The sequence below is a fragment of the Streptomyces sp. OR43 genome (assembly GCF_008042275.1).
Lineage (GTDB): Bacteria > Actinomycetota > Actinomycetes > Streptomycetales > Streptomycetaceae > Streptomyces.
The window spans coordinates 39,427-56,669 of sequence record NZ_RDBK01000007.1; the positions used below are offsets into that span (position 1 = coordinate 39,427).

Sequence of the window (17,243 nt, forward strand, 5' to 3'; positions counted from 1 at the left end):
GTCGCATCCCGGGGCGGGCGCAGCCTGAGCGAGACGGTCCGGGTGTCGCCCGGATACAGCGACAGCACCGCAGGCTCCACCGCGGACCAGGCGGCGCACGCACCGACCACCTCGAAGCGGTCCGAGGGGTCGCTGACCCGGATGCCTCCGGGGGCCTCCGTGCCGTCCACCGGGCCGCTGCGCTGCTGGATCACATGGGTCAGCTCGTGGGCCAGCGTCGTCCGGCCCCGCAGTGAGGACGGGTCGTACGCGTCGCGCTGGAAGACCACGTTGTTGCCCACGGTGTAGGCGTGCGCGCCGACGCCCTTCGCCGACTCGTGGGCCGAGGAATCGTTGTGGATGCGCACGTCGGAGAAGTCCGCTCCCATCCGGGCCTCGAGATCCGTGCGGGTCTCGGTGTCCAGTGGGGCGCCGCCGCCCGAGGAGACGACGTCGTGGACCGGCGACCGCGGCTCCTCGTCGGACTGTCCCGGCGCTCCGGCCCCGGAACGCTGGAGTACGGTGCCGAGCGCGGCGTTGCCGACGCTTCGCTGGAGCACGCCCATGCCGGCCGCTCCGAGCACGTCCGTCCGGCCGGTGGCCGCCGCCCGGAAGACGTGGTGGGTGTCCGCTCCGGTCTCGCGAGTGTCCGGGACCGCGGGGGCCTCGCCGTGCAGCTGCTCGTGACCGTGCCCGCTCTCCCGCGTGGGGCCGTGGTGATCCTGTGCGTACTCCTGGCTGTGGTCCTGTGCGTTCATCGGCGTCTCCCTGACCCGCACCGTCGTGGGCGCGCGCACCACGCCCTCCTGCCGGTCTTCCACGTTCACGGCCACGCCCCTGCCCCGTCCAGCCCGCCCCTGACGGGCCAGGGGCATCCGGCCCTGCCTCTTGGGGCAGCCGGGCGGTACGAACGGCCTCCTGCCCGCCCGCCAGCACCGCGGTCCATTCCCCCGGGGGATTGGACCTGAATCCTCGGGCGCCGGTACAACGGTTCCGTGGACTTCCCCCGCGCGTTACGCGACCGCCGCACCCGTCTCCGTCTCAGCCAGCTCGACCTGGCGCTGCGCGCAGGCACGACGCAGCGCCACCTCAGTTTCATCGAATCCGGCAGGTCCGCTCCCGGCCGGACCATGGTCGTGCGGCTGGCCGAGTCACTGGAGATGCCGCTGCGCGAGCGCAACGAACTGCTACTGGCGGCCGGGTACGCGCCCGTCTACCCCGAGAGTTCACTGGACGGTCCGGTGCTGGCCCCCGTGCGGGCCGCGATCGACCGCATTCTGCGCGGCCATCTGCCCTGCCCCGCCATCGTCGTGAACCGGGCAGGTGACCTGGTCGCCGCGAACTCCGCCTTCGGTCTGATCACGCAGGGCGCGGCTCCTGAACTGGTCGGCCCCGGCCGGAACGTCTACCGACTCGCCCTGCACCCCGACGGGGTGGCGCCCCGTATCCGCAATCTGGCCGAATGGGCCCGCCACATCCTGGCCGGCCTCGGCCACCTGGAGGACCTGCGCGACGAACTCTCCGACTATGTACCCGGCCTGGAGCCGTCCGCCGGCCAGCTCGGATTCGCGGTTCCGCTCCATCTGTGTTCGCCGTTCGGCGAACTGCGCCTCATGACGACGGTGACGACCTTCGCCACCGCCATCGATGTGACGCTCGCCGAGCTGAAACTTGAGGCGTTCCTGCCGGCCGACCAGGAGACGGCAGAGGCCCTCTCGGCGGCTGCCCGGCAGGCAGAGCCCGCGGCGGATCAGGCCCCGGGGAACATGTAGTCGGCCTTGATCCGGTCGTGCTCGTCGAGTACCAGGATCTCCAGTCCGCCACCGACCACTTCGCCGGTACCGGTGGACACCGTCTCCCAGGAGAACTTGACCATGTCGTGCAGGCGCACGGCGTCGTTTGCCGAACGGAAGGTAAGGCCCGCCTCCTTGACGAACTGTTCGTGACTGCGCGCCACTCGGGTCTCGAACGCGTCGAGCCCCTGGGCCTGCAAGACCGAGCGGTCAAAGCCCAGTCCTGCGGCCACTTCTCTCATCTCCACGGGCGGTTGAAGGACATGGATGCCGTCCTCCGCCCAGAGCTGCTCGATCGCTGCGCGGCGTTCGTCGGCATCCGGCACCACCCACTGGGCGATGTATCGGTCGGCCAGGTCCTGAGGGTCGGTCTCGCTCACGTCGTACTCCTTGCCCGGTGGATCGCTTCGGACGAGATCCTGCGCCGGATCCGGTGTGCCGACAATTCCCTGCCGGGAATGAGCGGTTGCCGACAGCCGGGCGGAGCCACCGGCGCATTGCACACACCCGAACCACTCTCGCACGACACATGTTCGCTAATGCTCGAAACTCGGTGATGGTGAACAACTCTTGACATGTCACTGTCGTTCCCGCGAGAGTCGTCCCGCCAGTGATGCCGGTCGCGTAACGAGGAGCGTTGTCGCATGCCTGAAATCCCTGAAGTCTCACGCCGCTTGGTCCTGGGAGGAACGCTGGCCACCGGAGCCCTCGCCGTCGGGCTCGGATCGGCCGCATCCGCGTCGGCCGCTCCCGGATCGGCCGCCTCCCTGCTCACCGAGAGCGCCGCGCCCCGCCGGGCAGCGGGTCAGAAGTCCATGGTCAACGTCCCCTTCGAGCCCTACGAGACCGTGCGCGTCGGGGTGATCGGGCTCGGCAACCGGGGCTCCGGGATGACCACGGGCTGGTCCGTTATCCCTGGCTGCGTCGTCACCGCGGTCTGCGACATCCGCGCCGACCGTGCCAAGCGCACCGCCGACGGGCTCGTCGCGGCCGGAAAGCCGCGCCCCCGGGAGTTCGGCGGATCCGACGGCAGTTACGCCGAGATGCTCAAGCGCGACGACATCGACCTCGTCTACATCGCCACGCCCTGGGAGTTCCACTACGAACAGGGCAAGGCCGCGCTCCTGGCCGGCAAGCACGTGATCGTCGAGCTCCCCATCGCGACCGAGCTCGACGAGCTCTGGGACCTCGTCAACACCTCGGAGCGCACCCGCAAGAACCTCATGCTGTCCGAGAACTGCAGCTACGGCCGCAACGAGCTGGCCATGCTCAAAATGGGCCACGAGGGGGTGTTCGGCGAACTCACCAACGGTCACGGCGGCTACCTCCACGACCTGCGCGCGCTGCTGTTCTCCGACACCTACTACACCGACGCCTGGCGCCGGCTGTGGCACACCCGCTCCACCGCGTCCTTCTACCCCATGCACGGACTGGCGCCCATCGCCGCCGCCATGGACATCAACCGCGGCGACCGGATGACGACCCTGTCGGCCACCGCGACGGCGCCGAAGGGACTCGCCGACTACCGCGAGCGCTTCATGCCGAAGTCCCACCCGTCCTGGAACGAGACGTACATCAACGGTGACCTGGTCACCTGTCAGATCCGGACGGCGAACGGCCGGACGATCCGGGCCGAGCACGCCGTGAGCGCACCCCGTCCGTACAGCCGGATCAACTCGCTGGTCGGCAGCCGGGGCATCTTCGAGGACTACGCGGGCACCTCGACGACCGACGCGCGCGTCTACTTCGAACCGGACCACGGCGGCGACACCTGGCGCGACTTCGAGACGTACCGCAAGGAGTTCGACCACTGGCTGTGGAAGGAGCTCGGTGACGAGGCCGAGAACGGCGGTCACGGCGGCATGGACTACGTCCTGCAGTGGCGCACGGTCCAGCTGATGCGGGCCGGTCTTGTCCCCGACATCGACGTGTACGACTCCGCCTCGTGGTGCGCGGCGGTTCCCCTGAGCGTCAAGTCCCTGGCGGCGCAGGGACGTCCGGTGGAGATCCCGGACTTCACCCGCGGCTCCTGGGTCAACCTGCGCATGGGCCTCGACTCGCGCACCACCGAGATGCCCCCCGTCGCCCCATGACCGCCCCCTCCAAGGAGCACACCATGAGAACGGCCCGACTGATCAACCCCCTCAGAGCCGCCGTGGCGGCAGCGGTCCTGTTGGTTCCCGCGCAGGCCGCCTCCGCCGRGCCCGCGCCGCCGGCCACGGCCGCCGAGTCGCAGACCGAAGTGACCGTCTCTCCCGTCGACCTCGACGGGCCCGTCATCTCGACGGTGAAGGTCACGGTCAAGAACTCCGCGCCGCAGCGCCTTCGTTCGCTCAAGGTGGCGTTCGCCGGGCCGGTCGGATGGGCGGTCCAGCCGTCCGTGCAGAGCGTGTCCGGTTCCTACGCGACGGGCGCCTCGGCCACCGCCACGTTCCGCATCCAGGTGCCGGAGAAGCGGTCCGGGTTCGTGATCCGTACGTTCACCGCGACTGCCACGTACCAGGGCGGCGACGGCCTCGGGACGGCCACGGGCGTCCGGACCGACCGTTCCGGCTCGCCGCAGGCGAACCTCGCGGCGGCGTACAACGGCGTGGCGATCACCGACGAGTCCGCCACGACGGCCGGGAACTACGACGGTGAGGGCAACAGCTTCTCGGCACAGAAGCTCGCGGCGGTCGGACTCACACCCGGAGCGAAGGTAGACGCACTGGGCGCCGCCCTGACCTGGCCGGACGTGCCGGCCGGCACGAAGGACAACGTGTCGAGTGCCGGGCAGGCCGTCTCACTGGCCGGCCAGGGGTCGAAGCTGGTGTTCCTCGGCTCGGGCGTCGGAAGCGGCGCCACCGGGAAGGCCACCGTCTACTACTCCGACGGCACGTCCACCACGGGGTCGTTCGGCTTCCCCAACTGGTCGTTCGACCCGGCCGACGCCCACGGCGCGACCCTGGTCGCCTCGACGGACGGCCGCAACCGGCCGGACGGGTACGGCAACGCCACCGTGAAGTACCGCGTGTTCGCGCACTCCATCGCGCTGGACCCGTCCAGGACGGTCGAGTTCGTGGTGCTTCCCTCGAACGGGAACGTCCACCTCTTCGACATGGCGATCACTTCCTGAGCGCCGTCCGCGAACGGCCGGGGCCCCGGTGGCCGGCGCCGAGCGCCTGCCGCGGGGCCCCATGGCCGGTCAGCCGTTGGCGAGGAGCTGGAGCGTGTCGATGACACGGTTCGAGAAGCCCCACTCGTTGTCGTACCAGGCGACGACCTTGATGTGCCGGCCCTCGACACGGGTCAGCTCGGAGTCGAAGATCGACGAGGCCGGGTTGCCCGTGATGTCGGACGAGACGAGGGCGTCCTCGGAGTACTCCAGGATCCCGGCGAGCGGCCCGTCCGCCGCGGCGCGGTACGCCGCCAGGACGTCCTCGCGCGACACGTCGCGGGCGACGGTGGTGTTGAGCTCGACGATGGAGCCCACCGGAACGGGGACCCGGATCGAGTCGCCCGACAGCTTGCCTTCGAGGTTCGGCAGCACATGGCCGATCGCCTTGGCGGCACCGGTCGTGGTCGGCACGATGTTCACACCGGCGGCGCGGGCACGGCGGGGATCGCGGTGCGGGCCGTCCTGGAGGTTCTGCTCCTGCGTGTAGGCGTGCACCGTCGTCATGAAACCGTGCTCGATACCGGCGAGTTCGTCGAGGACCTTGGCCAGCGGCGCGAGCGCGTTGGTCGTGCACGAGGCGTTCGAGACGATCGTGTGCAGGTCCGGGTCGTACGCGTCGGTGTTGACCCCGAACGCGAGCGTCACGTCCGCGCCGTCGGAGGGTGCGCTGACGAGCACCTTCTTCGCTCCGGCGTCGATGTGGGCGCGGGCGGCCTTCGCCGACGTGAAGCGGCCGGTGGCCTCCAGCACGATGTCGACGTCGAGCGCGGCCCACGGGAGCTGCGCCGGATCGCGCTCGGCGACCACCTGGATGCGGCGGCCGTCGACGACGAGGACGTCCCCGTCGAGGGTCACCGGGCGCCCGAGCCTGCCGGACGTCGAGTCGTAGGCGAGCAGCCGCGCGAGAGCGGCGGGCTCGGTGAGGTCGTTGACGGCGACGACTTCGAGGTCGCTGTCGCGCTCCAGCAGTGCGCGCAGCACGTTGCGTCCGATGCGGCCGAATCCGTTGATGGCGATGCGAGTCATGGGGTGTCCCTTCGTCCCTGCGGTTCGTCACCAAGGTTCGCTCGCCGCACCCGGTCGTGGCAGCGGCGTGAGCGCCACGGTTCGAAAGGATCACGCCACCGGTGCGCCCGGGCTACTCGGCCCGGGCGAAGGTGCGCCGGTACTCGCTCGGGGTGGTGCCCAGGATGCGCTGGAAGTGGAGCCGCAGATTGGTGCCCGTGCCGAGTCCGGTCTCGGCGGCGATCTGCTCGATGCTCTGCCCGGAGCGCTCCAGCAGCTCGCGGGCCACATCGATGCGGGCCCGCATGACCCACTGCATCGGCGTGTAGCCGGTGTCCTCGACGAAGCGCCGCGAGAGCGTGCGGGGCGAGACCGCCGCGTGCCGGGCGAGCGCGTCGAGGGTGAGCGGCTCGCCCAGGCGGTGCAGGGCCCACTCACGGGTGGCGGCGAAGCGCTCGCCGAGGGGCTCGGGCACGCTGCGTGGCACGTACTGCGCCTGGCCGCCGCTCCGGTAGGGCGCCGCCACCAGGCGCCGGGCCGCGTGGTTGGCCGCGGCCACGCCGAGGTCGCCGCGCAGGATGTGCAGGCACAGGTCGATGCCGGACGCGGCGCCCGCCGAGGTCAGGACGGTGCCCTCGTCGACGAACAGCACGTTCTCGTCGACCTGGACGAGCGGGTGCTTCGCGGCGAGCGCCCGCGCGTAGTGCCAGTGGGTCGTCGCCCGCCTGCCGTCGAGCAGACCCGTGGCGGCGAGAGCGAAGGCCCCCGTCGAGATGGCCGCGAGCCGTGCGCCCCGGTCGTGGGCGGCGACGAGCGCGTCGACGACGGGCTGCGGCGGGTCCTCGCGGTCCGGGAACCGGTAGCCGGGGATGAAGACGATGTCGGCCCACTCCAGCGCGTCCAGACCGTCGGCGACGTGGTAGGACAGCCCGTCGCCGCCGGTCACGAGCCCGGGCGCCGCGCCGCAGACCCGTACCTCGTACGGCATGCTCGCGCGCGTCGTGAACACCTGCGCGGGGATCCCGACATCGAGCGGCTTCGCGCCCTCCAGGACGAGGACGGCGGTGCGGTGGAGACGGGAGGCTGACACGGGACACAGGGTACGAGGGACCCGGCCGCGCCGGTGCACAGGCCGTGGCCCGTCGGCGCGGCCGGGTTCCTCGCCGGAGCTCAGCCCGCGAACCGGGCCATCCACGCCTCGACGTCGCCGGCCGAGCGCGGCAGACCGGCCGACAGGTTCTCGTGGCCGTCGGCGGTCACGAGCAGGTCGTCCTCGATCCGGACGCCTATGCCGCGCCACTCCTCGGGGACGGTGAGGTCGTCGGGCTGGAAGTACAGACCGGGCTCGACGGTCAGGACCATGCCCGGCTCCAGGGCGCCGCCGACGTACTCCTCGTTCCGGGCCTGGGCGCAGTCGTGGACGTCCAGGCCGAGCATGTGCCCGGTGCCCGCCATGGTGAAGCGGCGCTGGAGGCCGAGCTCGAAGGCGCGCTCGGCCGGGCCCTCGATGAAGCCCCACTCGACCAGCCGTACCGCGAGGTACCGCTGGGCCGCGTCGTGGAAGTCGCGGTACGCGGCGCCCGGCTTGACGGCGGCGAAGCCGGCTTCCTGGGCCTCGTACACCGCGTCGTAGACCCTGCGCTGCACGGGTGTGAACGTTCCGCTGATCGGCAGCGTGCGGGTGATGTCGGCGGTGTAGAGGGTGTGGGTCTCCACGCCGGCGTCGAACAGGAGCAGTTCTCCCGGGCGCACGGGGCCGTCGTTGTCCGTCCAGTGCATGATCGTGGCGTGGTCGCCGGCGGCGCAGATGGTGCCGTAGCCCACGGCGTTGCCCTCGAGGCGTGCACGGCGCAGGAAGGTGCCCTCGATCCACCGCTCGGACGAGGCCACCGCGCCGGAGAGCTCGCCGACGGCATCGGTGAACCCGCGCACGGTGGAGTCCACCGCCTTGCGCATCTCGCCGATCTCCCACGCGTCCTTGACGAGGCGGAGGTCGCTGAGCGCTTCTTCGAGGGCGTCGTCGCGCTCCTCGTCGGTGCTGACCGCGGCTTCCAGGACCGGGTCGACTCCGCGCACGATCCGGGTCGGCACACCGGCCGCGGCCGCCAGGTCGCCGGCCGCGGTGCGGACGTCACGGCAGGGCAGGCCGAGCACGCGCTCCGACTCCGCGAGGGAGCGGCGCCGGCCCATCCAGAGTTCGGCGGTGGGGCCGGTCCAGAACTCGTCGTTCTCCCTGCTGTCCCGCGGCAGCTGGAAGCAGTAGGCGTCGTGGCCCCCGTCCGGGCGCGGTTCGAGGACGAGCGCGCCGTCCCGGGCACGGTCCCCCGTCATGTGCACGTAGGCCGAGTGCGGGCGGAAGGGATAGGTGTCGTCGTTGGAGCGGACCTTGAGGTTGCCCGAGGGGATCACGAGGCGTTCGCCGGGGAAGCGTGCGGAGAGCGCGGCGCGGCGGAGGGCCGCGTGCGGGGCCTGCTCGTCGGGCAGCAGGTCGTGCTGCTCGGTGTCGGCCCATCCGGTGCGCATCAGGGCGGACAGTTCCTCGGAGATCCCTGAGTAGAGACCGTTCTTTCGGCCTTTCGCCACGTCATGCTCCTTCTTCGGGTTCTTCGGGACGGGTTCTTCGCACGGGTTCCTCCGGACGGACGTTCCTCGGGACGGACGTTCCTCCGGACGGACGTCCTCGGGACGGACGTTCCTCGGGACGGACGTTCCTCGGGACGTTCCCCGGCCGGTGGGGCGGAGGGCGACCTCCGGATGTGCGTCTTCGCTGCCGCCGGCGGCTCTCGGACGGTATCCCGCAGGCCCGGCAGGTGGCGCCCAGTGCCGCCACTGGCACAGATCGGCCAGGGTGGGGTCGGAAGCGGCCGATAATGACGGGTATGACGAACGTGAAACTCGGGGAGGCCCTTCGGCTTCTGGGCATCGGCCGGGCGGCGAGCGAGGTCTATCTGGCGCTGCTGGAACTGTCCCCCGCCCCGCTGGAAGCGATCGGGGCCGCGGCCGGCCTCGGCCGTGCGGAGGTCGCCACGGCGTACGCGGCGCTGGTGGACGCCGGTCTGGCCAGCGCCGCCGAGGAGGACGAGGACGTGGTGGCCCCGGTGCCGCCGACCGCGGGCCTGGAGGTCCTGGCCCGGCACCGCGCGGCCGAGGTCGAGGAGTCACGGATCGCGGTCGGGGGCGCGTTCGACTCGTTCCGGCGGCAGCGGCTCGCCGCGTACAACGACCATCTCGTCGAGGTCGTGACCGGGGACGCCGTGGGCCCGAGGATCCGGCAGGCCTGGGCGAGTGCCCGGGACCAGATCCGGCAGTTCGAGTCGCCTCCGTACTTCCCGCTGCCCGGGGCGACGGACGACGCGCTGGCCACCCTCGCTCGCGGGGTGACGCAGCGCGTCGTGTACTCGCGGGCGTCCCTGGAGCATCCGGGGTATCTGCAGGACGTCGTCGAGCCGTGTGTGAGGGCCGGGGAGCAGGCGAGGGTTCTGGCGTCGGTGCCGGTCAAGCTCGTGATCATCGACGACGCGTACGCGCTCGTGTCGCCGTCGATCAAGGAGGCCGACGTGCACAACACGATGCTGGTCGTACAGCCCTGCGGTCTGCTCTCGGCTCTCGTGGCGCTCTTCGAGCAGTCCTGGCAGAGCGCCCTGCCGTTCCACGGCCGGGCCACCCGGCCGGGCGGGCTGCCCCCCGCCGACCGCCGGCTCCTGTGGCTCCTCGCCGGTGGCGCGAGCGACGACGTGATCGCCCGCGAGCTGGGCATCAGCCGCCGGACGCTGTTCCGCCGCCTGTCGGTGCTGATGGCGCGGCTGGGTGCCGCGAACCGGTTCCAGATGGCGTTGCAGGCGCAGCGCTCGGGGTGGCTGTGAGCGGACGCGGCCGGGCCGCGTCCGCTCGGCTTCAGACCAGGCCGGCCTTCGGCTGGGCCGGGTCTTCGAGGAAACCGCCGGACTGGTGCTGCCACAGCTTGGCGTAGGCACCCTCCGACGCGAGCAGTTCATGGTGCGTGCCCTGCTCGATGATCCGCCCGCGGTCCAGGACCACGAGCCGGTCCATGGTGGCGACCGTACTCAGACGGTGCGCCACCACGAGTGCCGTCCGCCCGTCCATGAGCCGCCACAGCGCCTCCTGGACGAGGATCTCGCTCTCCGAGTCCAGGGCGCTCGTCGCCTCGTCGAGCAGCAGGATCGGCGCGTCGCGCAGGATCGCCCGGGCCAGGGCGACACGCTGACGCTGTCCGCCCGACAGCTTCACGCCCCGCTCCCCCACCATCGTGTCGAATCCCTCGGCCAGCGCGTCGGCGAACTCGGTCACATGGGCGGCCTTGGCCGCGCGGCGGATCTCGGCGTCGGTGGCGTCGGGCCGGGCGAACGCGATGTTGTCCCGCAGCGTGCGGTGGAACATCGCCGGGTCCTGCGGTACGTACGCGATCATGCTGCGCAGGTCCGCCTGGCGCATTCTGCTGATGTCCTGACCGCCGATCAGGATCCGGCCCTCGTCGATGTCCGTCATCCGCAGCAGCAGTCGGCTGAGCGTGGTCTTGCCCCCGCCCGACCGCCCGACGAGGCCGATCTTCGTACCGCTGTCCACGGACAGGTCGAGGGACTCGAAGAGCGGCGGCGCTCCCGCGTGGGCGAACGTCACCTGCTCGAAGCGGACGTCGGCGGCCCGGGGCCGCAGTGGCTCCGGCGACTCCGGGTCACGCAGGGCGGGCGGCGTCAGCAGCAGTTCGGTGAACTGCGCGGCCTCCGTCATCGAGCTTTCCAGCCGGCGGTAGATCTGGTTGAACTCGAACATGATCCGCGTCGCGTTGGAGTAGTACGTGAAGGCGACCACCACCGCCTCCACACCGTTGCCGCCTCCACTGAGAGCGACGGCGAGCAGCAGGCCCAGGGCGTTGGTGAGCACGGACATCGGCGCGACCAGCGTGTCGATGCGGAGGTTTCCGTAGTCCCAGGAACGCAGGGTGAGCCGCCGCGACTCCGCGACGCGGGAACGGTGCTCGGCGGCCTCCCGCCCCTCGGCGGCGAACGCCCGGACGGTATCCATGTTCATCAGGCTGTCGGCCACATGTCCGGACACCCGGGCGATGGCCTCCTCGCGCTTTCCGACGATGGCCTGCCGGCGGCGGATGAGAGGGGCCGCGCACAGCGCCGTGACGGCGATCATCGTCAACAGGACGACGACGAGGAGTGGTTCGTAGCGCCACAGCACCACCGAGCCGAAGATCAGCGGCACGAAGCTGCCCACGACGGAGAACGTGAGCGTGTCGACGAACTCCTCGAAGCGGGAGGCGAAGCTCAGGACCCGCTTGGTCAGCGACCCGGCGAAGTTGTCGTGGAAGAACGCGGTGTCCTTGGCGTACAGCTCGTCCATGCCCTGCACGTACAGGTGCTCGATGCCGAGGGCGGCGAGGCGGTTGAGGAAGTGCACTCCGACGCGCCAGCAGGTCTCCGCGAGGAGCAGCACGCCGGCGAAGGCGAGGACGTAGGGGAGCATCGAGCCGAGGTCGTCGTCTCCGTCACCGGCGAGGTGACCGACGAGCTTCGCGACGACGAGCGGCGCGACGTAGCTGATGCCGATGTTGCCCAGTGCGGGCATCAGCATCGCGGGTAAGGTCAGCCGTTTTCGGCGGGTCAGTTCCTTTCCGTAGTAACGAAGTGCGAGGAGCACGGAGCCCCTGCCCGGCGCTTCGTGCGATTCAGGCGATCCCATAACAACCTTGTGTGGTCGTGCGGCCGCCCGCCACGTTCTGCTGCGGGAGGAGGCGCTTGCCCCACCGGCCGCGCGGAGCTTCGGTTTCGAGTGGAGTGCCCTCGCCGGGGTGGTCCTGCGGCACACGGCGCTCGGCGGTGTGCCGGGTGAGTACGGGAAGAAGTCGGGCGAGGGGCTCCAGTGTCCCGTCGTCGCACCCACCGAGTCCAAGCGTTTTTCCGGCCTTCGATCAACCGATGAGTTCTCGGTCCGTTCCCCGTCTCCCATACAGCCGCCATGTGGGTGGGCCCACCGAGTGAATCCGAGGAAGTATGTCCGACAGCCCCGACCGCGCCGCCGTGAAGTCGACGACCGTGTCGAGCGACTGCACGACCATCGCGTTCGAACAATCGGGCAAAGGACCGGCTTTGATCCTGGTGGCCTCGGCCCTCGCCGACCGCTCCGACGCCAAGAAGGCGTCGTCGTGAGGCTGTCGCCCCGGCGAACTGCTTGGGGTTCGCCATCAGACCGGGCGCGTTGTTGAGGCAGAACTCGAGCGCCGGGTCGGCCTGCTTGTACATCGCCACCACCGAGGTCCCCTGGGCCGGGTAGCCGCCTCGCCGTTCCAGGCGTGACAGCCCTTAGGCTGCCGGTCATGAATCCGGCCATGACCAGCGAAGCGACCTCTGAGCCCGCCCTCCTTGACGCCTCGGCGCTGACGTCCGATCCGGATCTGGAGTCCCGGTTCGCGGAGTCCTCCCACCGGATCCTGGCGGACCTGGTGAGGGGAGGTGCCGCGCTCGGCTGGGTCACCCCTCCCTCGCGCGATGAGGTGGCGGAACTTCTCGGCCATGTCGTCTCCGCCGCCCAGGCCGGGGACGCGGCCCTGCGTGCCGCTTACCTGGGCCGTCGGCTTGTCGGTCTGGGGTACTGGCTCCGCTACGCCCGGCCGACCCATCGGCCCCACGCCGACCTGGAGAAGGTCGCGGTCGATGCTGCCGCCCATGGCCGTGGCATCGGCCGGGCACTGACCGGTGCCCTGATCGCTGACGCCCGGGGGGCGGGGATCGAGGTCCTCACCCTGGATGCCCGTGGCGACAACGTCGGCGCGCTGCACCTCTACCGCTCGCTGGGCTTCAGCGAATACGGCCGTCTGCCCGGCTTCGTAGCCGTCGGTGAACTCCGCTACGACAAGGTCTTCTGCATGCTGGACCTGCGCCGGCAGGGTTGACCAGCGGCGGTGGGCACGGCGTTCCGCGCCTTCGGCAGCAGCGACGCCGGCAGCAGGCCGAGCCCGGCGAGGGCGGCCAGGACCAGCAGGGCCGTACCCATGGCGGGACCGGATGCGGGCAGCCCCGCGCCGGGGAGCGGGGTGGCGGACGGATGCGGCGGCATCGTGCCGGCGGCCACGGCGATGCCGAGCGTCGGGCCGACGTTCATGGCGGTCTGCTTGAGTCCGCCGACGACCCCCGCGTAGCCAGGCGGCGTGTCGCCGACGACGGTCCCGGTGGCGGTGACCATCACGACGGCGAAGCCGGCACCGAGTACGGCGAACGTCGCACTCCACCACGCCCATGGACTGGCCGGGCCGAGCGCGGACAGTCCCACGATGGCCAGTACGACAAGAGCCTGCCCGGTGATCGCGACGCGTCGGGCGCCGTACCGGCGGAGCGTCGCGTGGGCGGCAGGCGCGCCGAGGACCATCAGCACGGTCAGCGGAAGCACGCGCAGGCCGGTGGTGAGCGGGTCGAGCCCGAGGCCGTTCTGCAGAACGAAGGTGGACACGAACAGCGCGCCGAACATCCCGCCCGAGGTGACCAGCAGGATCGTCATCGAGGCGACCACCGGCACCGACCGCGCCACGGCAGGCGGCACGAAGGGCTGCGCACTGCGGCGTTCACGGAGGACCAGCCCCACCGCCAGACACACGACGAGAACAAGTCCGAGGAACGTCCGCGGTGCGGCCCAGCCGTGCTCCGGAACACCGGCCAGGCTGTGGACCAACACGGCGAGAAGCACTGCGAAGAGCGCCGCGGCAACGAGGTCAGTCCTCCCGCCCCCGGCACGTGGCGCCGCCGGCACCCGGACCGCCAGGGTGAGCGCGGCGATGGCGAGCGCGGCGGGGACGTTGACCAGGAAGACGGCCCGCCAGCCCAGATGCGCGACGAGCAAACCCCCGAGCAGCGGGCCGGCCCCCGCCGCCACCCCGATCGCGCTGGTCCGAAGGGCGACCGCCGCGCCGAGCCGGTCGGGCGGGTACACGAGCCTGAGCAGGGCGAGCGTGGCCGGTTGCAGGAGTGCCCCGAACACGCCCTGGGCGATGCGCAGGACGATCACCCAGCCGGCTTCCGGTGCGAAGGCGATGCCCGCCGACGCCGCCCCGAAGCCGAGCACTCCGGCGAACAGGAGGCGCCGGTGGCCGTACCTGTCCCCCAGGCGCCCCGCGATGACGAGGAAGGCGGCCACGGCCAGGAGGTAGCCGGTGCTGGTCCACTGAACCTGCGTCACGGTCGCCCCGAGATCACGTTGCAGGTCGGGCTGTGCCACGAGCAGCACGGTGCCGTCCAGCGCGACGATCATCGCTCCGGCCACGGCGGCCAGGAGCGCGATGCGAGGCCTCCCGGCCGCCGCCCCCGTCACGCGTTCACCGGGCCGAGATGGGCGTCGAGCACCACCATGAGGAGCCCGTCGACCGGGTCGTCTTCGGGAGCGGCACCCTGGGAAGCGCCGTCCAGGGCGAGTTGCAGACTGCCCCATGCCCCCAGCTGGGCGACGCCGTGCAGATTGGTCCACAGGGCCGCCGCGGTGACGGCGGCAGGCGCGGTGGGCGCGGCCGTCGCGCGCCCCGCGGTGTGGCGCGACACCAGCTCGACGAAGTGCGAGAACAGCGGGAGGGTCGACTCACGCAGCGGGGGCCGGCCGGCCGGTTGCGTCTCGCCGCTGTACAGCAGGTCATGACGGAACATCAGCTCGAACATGCCGCGGTGTTCCGAGGCGTAGCGGAGATAGGTCCGCGCGAGCGCCTCCAGCCGGTCCCGCGGCGACGCGTCCTCGTCCGCCGCCGCCTCGAACCGGGAGGCGAGATCCGCGAAGCCCCGTCGTGCGATCGCCGAGAGCAGGGCATGGTGGGTCGGGAAGTAGCGGCGTGGCGCCCCGTGGGAGACCCCTGCTCGGCGGGCGATCTCGCGCAGCCCGAGGGAAGCGGGTCCGTCGGTCATGACGATGTCCACGCCGACGTCGATCAGCCGTTCCCTCAGAGAGCTCTCAGGTTCCATGTAGACAGTGTCTACCAGCACACGGTAGACACTGTCTACATCAGGCTGCCGAATCAGCGCGGGGAGCCCCCACCGGAAAGACGGGGGCCCGTCCCGGTCAGTCCTTGCTCGCCCCCTGCCATGTCAGCCCCCAGCCGTACTCGAGATCCGCGGCCTGCTGCTTGAAGATGCCGGGCGGCGGCAACAGGTACTTCGCCTCCCGGCGGACGATCAGTTCCCCGCCGACGTTCTCGATCAGGGCGATCGCGGCCACCTGGGAGGGAACGGTGCACTCGTCCAGGTGCATCTCGATCGGCGGGCCGGCGGGCGGATACAACGTGGCGACACCGTTCAGCCCCGCGAAGCTCGACGCCCCGGCGTAGATGACCACGAAGACCAGAAGGCGCTTGATCTCGGCGGCGTGATCAAGGTTGATCATCAGGTTCTCGCCGGTGTCGCTCGTGCCCGTCCGGTCGTCCTGGTCGAGTTGGACGTACGGCGGCTGACCGAACGAGCCGAACTGGTTGTTGATGGGGTGGACGATCCCCGTCGCCCCGTTCCGGAGCTCCCACAGACAGGAGAGGTCCAGGTCGACGTCCTCGAGCCGGACGGCCTCCTCCCCCTTTCTCATCCAGCCGCGCGGCGGCCGGCGCGCGCTCCACGACAGGTTGACCCGCATCCCTCCCGACGTAGCCCCCTGCTTGGTCAACGACACCACAGGCGCCGTCTTCGTCAGTGTGATCTTCGAAAGACGCACCGGCTGGGCGGGGACGGGCGGCGGAGGAGGCAGAGGCGAGGCGAGTGGCGCGGGTGCGGCCGGCCGAGGCAGGGACACCGGGGCGGGCGGCGCGGGCTCGTCGACGCTGATCCCGAAGTCGGTCGCGAGCCCCGCCAGGCCGGAGTCGTACCCCTGGCCCACCGCCCGGAACTTCCAGGCACCGTTGCGCCGGTACAGCTCACCGAGCACGAACGCGGTCTCCGTCGTGGCGTCCGTGGCGTCGAACCGCGCCGTCTCGGCGCCGCTCGCCGCGTCGAGCACGCGCACGAACAGCCCGGGCACCTGGCCGAACGTACCCTCCGTGGACGCCGCGACCACGACGGCCCCGATCTCCGGCTCCACCGCCGACAGGGCCACGTCGATCGTCTCGACCGCACGGTCACCGTCCTGGCGCCTGCCTTCATGGCGGACGGCGCCACCGGGGTGAACGGGCTGGTTGTAGAACACGAAGTCGTCGTCGGAGCGCACTTTTCCGGCGGCCGTCAGCAGGAGAGCCGACACGTCCACATCAGGGGCGCCGGGTCCCGCGCGCCACCCGAGCTCCACCCGTACACGGCCACTCCGCACCGGCGTGTTGGCACCCTTGCGCAACGACATGGAAGTCCCCCTCGGTGACCCGGTCCGACTCCCGCAGCGTACGAAACTTCAGCCCCGCCCCCGGCCCGAAGCCCGTAATTGCTTCTGTTCCGGGGGTCGTTGTGATTGCGGTATGCCTTGGACCGGCCGGCACCGGCGTCCTCGCGCCGCGGGACACCGACCGGCCGGAATAAACGACATGGATGACGGCCATCCACAGAATCGATTTCCCTGATTGCTCGGGCTGAGACAGATTGGTCCCATCGCAATCAGGAGGACATGTTCGTGAAACCTGAATCCGCGTCCGCGCTGTTCGCCGGACCGTTCGCCCTCGCCACGCTGTCGGAACCGGACGGAGCGCGGTTCCCCGCGCTCGTCACGGCGGACGCACGGGTACTCGACCTGCGCGTGGCCTTCGGCGACCCCCGTCTGACCGTCCGCGGTCTGCTGGACGTCTGGGACTCCGCCGCGCCCCGGCTGGCCGCGCTGGCCGTGTCGGGCGGCGACGGCTCGGAGTTCAGCCCGCTGTCCGGCTTCCGGGTGCACGCCCCGGTCGAGCCGCGCCAGGTGTTCCAGTCCGGCGCCAACTACCGGCAGCACGTCATCGACCTGCACGTCGCTCACCGGGACCCGGCCGACGATCGCTCCGAGGAGGTGCGCCGGGCCGAGGCGGCGGAGATCATGGACCGCCGCGCGGCCGAGGACCTGCCGTACGTCTTCATCGGTCTGCCGAGCGCGATCACGGGCCCGTACGACGACGTCGTGCTCCCCGCCTGGGCCAAGAAGCCCGACTGGGAGCTGGAGGTGGCGGCGGTCATCGGCCGGACCGCCCACCAGGTGTCCGTGGAGGAGGCGCTGGAGTACGTCGCCGGGTACACGATCGCCAACGACCTGACCGACCGCGCCACGGTCTTCCGCCGCGACATGCCGCAGATCGGCACGGACTGGCTGCGCAGCAAGAACGCGCCCGGTTTCACCCCGCTCGGCCCCTGGATCGTGCCCGCCGCGTCGGT

Annotated in this window: 16 protein-coding genes; 7 read left to right on the top strand and 9 right to left on the bottom strand. The window is 71.1% G+C overall.

Features of this window, described 5'->3' with window-relative positions; translation table 11 throughout:
• A partial coding sequence (locus EAO72_RS03855) for an eCIS core domain-containing protein (RefSeq protein WP_410090009.1) occupies nucleotides 1-806 on the bottom strand: 806 nt, incomplete at its 3' end.
• 168 nt (nucleotides 807-974) lie between these two features.
• Between EAO72_RS03855 and EAO72_RS03860 the strand changes: the two genes are divergently transcribed.
• Nucleotides 975-1,751 (top strand): helix-turn-helix domain-containing protein, encoded by a 777-nt coding sequence (locus tag EAO72_RS03860; protein WP_148015797.1) that lies wholly within the window; start codon nucleotides 975-977, stop codon nucleotides 1,749-1,751.
• Here the strand turns inward: EAO72_RS03860 and EAO72_RS03865 are convergent.
• Entirely contained in the window at nucleotides 1,730-2,152 is a 423-nt protein-coding gene (locus EAO72_RS03865) for a hypothetical protein (RefSeq protein WP_148015798.1), read from the bottom strand. The genes EAO72_RS03860 and EAO72_RS03865 overlap by 22 nt on opposite strands.
• A 264-nt stretch (nucleotides 2,153-2,416) precedes the next feature.
• On the opposite strand from EAO72_RS03865, the gene EAO72_RS03870 reads away from it, so the two are divergent.
• Together EAO72_RS03870 and EAO72_RS03875 are read left to right on the top strand one after the other, a co-directional pair.
• Nucleotides 2,417-3,865 carry a Gfo/Idh/MocA family protein gene (locus EAO72_RS03870; protein WP_148015799.1) on the top strand — a complete coding sequence of 483 codons (1,449 nt, stop codon included), beginning with the start codon at nucleotides 2,417-2,419 and terminating at the stop codon, nucleotides 3,863-3,865.
• Between the two features lie 23 nt (nucleotides 3,866-3,888).
• Complete coding sequence (locus tag EAO72_RS03875) at nucleotides 3,889-4,887, top strand: NEW3 domain-containing protein (protein WP_148015800.1); 999 nt, start codon at nucleotides 3,889-3,891, stop codon at nucleotides 4,885-4,887.
• A gap of 69 nt (nucleotides 4,888-4,956) precedes the next feature.
• Here EAO72_RS03875 and gap read toward each other — a convergent pair whose 3' ends face one another.
• From gap to EAO72_RS03890, 3 genes are all read right to left on the bottom strand, one after another.
• On the bottom strand, nucleotides 4,957-5,955 hold the full coding sequence (gap, locus tag EAO72_RS03880; protein ID WP_148015801.1) for a type I glyceraldehyde-3-phosphate dehydrogenase: 999 nt from the start codon (nucleotides 5,953-5,955) through the stop codon (nucleotides 4,957-4,959).
• A 112-nt stretch (nucleotides 5,956-6,067) separates the two neighbouring features.
• Nucleotides 6,068-7,024: a GlxA family transcriptional regulator gene (locus EAO72_RS03885; protein WP_148015802.1), complete on the bottom strand. Its 957-nt coding sequence runs from the start codon at nucleotides 7,022-7,024 to the stop codon at nucleotides 6,068-6,070.
• Between the two features lie 80 nt (nucleotides 7,025-7,104).
• Complete coding sequence (locus EAO72_RS03890; protein WP_148015803.1) at nucleotides 7,105-8,517, bottom strand: aminopeptidase P family protein; 1,413 nt, start codon at nucleotides 8,515-8,517, stop codon at nucleotides 7,105-7,107.
• A gap of 296 nt (nucleotides 8,518-8,813) precedes the next feature.
• On the opposite strand from EAO72_RS03890, the gene EAO72_RS03895 reads away from it, so the two are divergent.
• Entirely contained in the window at nucleotides 8,814-9,797 is a 984-nt protein-coding gene (locus EAO72_RS03895; protein WP_187284923.1) for a helix-turn-helix domain-containing protein, read from the top strand.
• 31 nt (nucleotides 9,798-9,828) lie between these two features.
• On the opposite strand, the gene EAO72_RS03900 is transcribed toward EAO72_RS03895, so the two are convergent.
• A complete protein-coding gene (locus tag EAO72_RS03900) occupies nucleotides 9,829-11,643 on the bottom strand; it encodes an ABC transporter ATP-binding protein (protein ID WP_148015814.1) in 1,815 nt (604 codons plus the stop codon).
• A 311-nt stretch (nucleotides 11,644-11,954) separates the two neighbouring features.
• On the opposite strand from EAO72_RS03900, the gene EAO72_RS03905 reads away from it, so the two are divergent.
• Both EAO72_RS03905 and EAO72_RS03910 read left to right on the top strand, forming a co-directional pair.
• The gene (locus EAO72_RS03905; RefSeq protein WP_187284924.1) at nucleotides 11,955-12,110 is read left to right on the top strand and encodes a hypothetical protein; all 156 of its coding nucleotides are present in this window, start codon (nucleotides 11,955-11,957) and stop codon (nucleotides 12,108-12,110) included.
• A gap of 179 nt (nucleotides 12,111-12,289) precedes the next feature.
• Nucleotides 12,290-12,853: a GNAT family N-acetyltransferase gene (locus EAO72_RS03910; RefSeq protein ID WP_148015805.1), complete on the top strand. Its 564-nt coding sequence runs from the start codon at nucleotides 12,290-12,292 to the stop codon at nucleotides 12,851-12,853.
• Here the strand turns inward: EAO72_RS03910 and EAO72_RS03915 are convergent.
• The 3 genes from EAO72_RS03915 to EAO72_RS03925 form a co-directional block, all read right to left on the bottom strand.
• Complete coding sequence (locus tag EAO72_RS03915; protein ID WP_148015815.1) at nucleotides 12,808-14,202, bottom strand: MFS transporter; 1,395 nt, start codon at nucleotides 14,200-14,202, stop codon at nucleotides 12,808-12,810. The two genes, EAO72_RS03910 and EAO72_RS03915, sit on opposite strands and share 46 nt — an antisense overlap.
• Before the next feature lie 56 nt (nucleotides 14,203-14,258).
• The gene (locus EAO72_RS03920; protein ID WP_148015806.1) at nucleotides 14,259-14,897 is read right to left on the bottom strand and encodes a TetR/AcrR family transcriptional regulator; all 639 of its coding nucleotides are present in this window, start codon (nucleotides 14,895-14,897) and stop codon (nucleotides 14,259-14,261) included.
• A gap of 97 nt (nucleotides 14,898-14,994) precedes the next feature.
• A complete protein-coding gene (locus EAO72_RS03925; RefSeq protein ID WP_148015807.1) occupies nucleotides 14,995-16,251 on the bottom strand; it encodes a TerD family protein in 1,257 nt (418 codons plus the stop codon).
• Between the two features lie 258 nt (nucleotides 16,252-16,509).
• Here EAO72_RS03925 and EAO72_RS03930 point away from each other — a divergent pair.
• Nucleotides 16,510-17,243: fumarylacetoacetate hydrolase family protein (locus EAO72_RS03930; RefSeq protein WP_148015808.1), on the top strand; the 734-nt coding region annotated here is incomplete at its 3' end.